Source organism: Bradyrhizobium sp. P2_E8 (assembly GCF_056403875.1).
In genome coordinates, this window is sequence record NZ_JBFUES010001334.1 from 1 (window position 1) to 1,635 (window position 1,635).

Sequence of the window (1,635 nt, forward strand, 5' to 3'; positions counted from 1 at the left end):
AGATGGATCACGAGCCGACCATATCGCGGGATCAGAGCCGGGCGGCCACCAAGGGCCGTTCCAGTGGGCTTGGCCGCGACGTGCTGGTCGCCTCGATCTGCGGCGGCGTGGTGGCGCTGATGGTCGGCGCCTCCTACGCGGCGGTGCCGTTCTACAACTGGTTTTGCCGCGCCACCGGCTTCAACGGCACGACCCAGGTCGCGACTGCCGCGCCGGCCTCGGGTCCGATCGCGCGGAAGATCGCGGTGCGCTTCGATTCCAACGTCGCGCCCGGCCTGCCCTGGAAGTTCGAGCCGGAGCAGAGCGAGATCGAGGTCAATATCGGCCAGGTCGTGACCGTCTTCTACACCGTGACCAACCAGGCCGCGCGCACCACCGCGGGCCAGGCCGCCTACAACGTCGCGCCGCTGACGGTCGGGTCCTACTTCCAGAAGATCAACTGCTTCTGCTTCACCGAGCAGACCATGGCGCCCGGCGAGAAGCGCGAGATGCCGGTCGTGTTCTACGTCGATCCGTCGATCGCCGATGACCACGAGAACGACGGGCTCAACACGATCACGCTGTCCTACACGTTCTACCCGGTGAAGGATCCGGTGGTGAAGCCGCTCGCATCCGGCGAAGCTGACAAACGCAAGGGAAATCTCTGACCGCCGGGCTCAGGTTCGGCAGGTCGGAAACAAGGGGATAAGTGCCGGACAGGCACGGGATTGAGGAGAGAGACCGCAAATGGCAACGGCGCACACCAAGCATCACGACTATCACCTGGTCGATCCCTCTCCCTGGCCGGCCATCGGTTCGCTCTCGGCCTTCATCATGGCGGTCGGCGCGATCGCCTGGATGCATCACATGTTCTCGGCCGCGCCGATCGTGTTCGGCGTCGGCACCGTCGGCGTGCTCTACACCATGGCGAGCTGGTGGGGCGACGTGATCAAGGAAGCCCAGTACAAGGGCGACCATACCCGCGTCGTGCAGCTCCATCACCGCTACGGCATGATCCTGTTCATCGCCTCCGAGGTGATGTTCTTCGTCGCCTGGTTCTGGGCCTATTTCAACGCGGCGCTGTTTCCGGCCGACGCTGTCCACGCCACCCGCGACGCCGTGTTCGGCTGCGGCCTCGGCACCCAGGCCGGCGCCTGCGCCGTGCCGGGCACCTGGCCGCCCCACGGCATCGAGACCTTCGATCCCTGGCACCTGCCGCTCCTGAACACGCTGATCCTGCTCACGTCGGGCACCACGGTGACCTGGGCGCACCATGCGCTGCTCGAGAACGATCGCCAGGGCCTGAAATACGGCCTGATCCTCACCGTCGTGCTCGGCGCGCTGTTCACCTGCGTGCAGGCCTATGAGTACGGCCACGCGGCGTTCTCGTTCGCCGGCAACGTCTACGGCGCGACCTTCTTCATGGCGACCGGCTTCCATGGCTTCCATGTGCTGGTCGGCACCATCTTCCTGATCGTGTGCCTCGCCCGTGCCTATGCCGGACACTTCACGCCGAAGCAGCACCTCGGCTTCGAATTCGCCGCCTGGTACTGGCACTTCGTCGACGTGGTCTGGCTGTTCCAGTTCCTCGCCATCTACGTCTGGGGACGTGGCGCCGAGGCCATGGCCCACGGCGCGCACTGAGCAGCCTTGGAT

2 protein-coding genes are annotated in these 1,635 nt (G+C 65.6%); both read left to right on the forward strand.

Annotated elements, in window-relative coordinates; translation table 11 throughout:
* Positions 1 to 2 precede the first annotated feature (2 nt).
* The gene (locus tag AC1D00_RS40175; protein WP_135176244.1) at positions 3 to 647 is read left to right on the forward strand and encodes a cytochrome c oxidase assembly protein; all 645 of its coding nucleotides are present in this window, start codon (positions 3 to 5) and stop codon (positions 645 to 647) included.
* A gap of 79 nt (positions 648 to 726) precedes the next feature.
* Positions 727 to 1,623 (forward strand): cytochrome c oxidase subunit 3, encoded by an 897-nt coding sequence (locus AC1D00_RS40180; RefSeq protein WP_477014514.1) that lies wholly within the window; start codon positions 727 to 729, stop codon positions 1,621 to 1,623.
* Positions 1,624 to 1,635: the final 12 nt, after the last annotated feature.

Bases quoted from the DNA above. Each gene is read 5' to 3' on its own strand.
- AC1D00_RS40180 (WP_477014514.1), top strand. From the start codon at position 727: ATGGCAACGGCGCACACCAAGCATCACGACTATCACCTGGTCGATCCC.
- AC1D00_RS40175 (WP_135176244.1), top strand. From the start codon at position 3: ATGGATCACGAGCCGACCATATCGCGGGATCAGAGCCGGGCGGCCACC.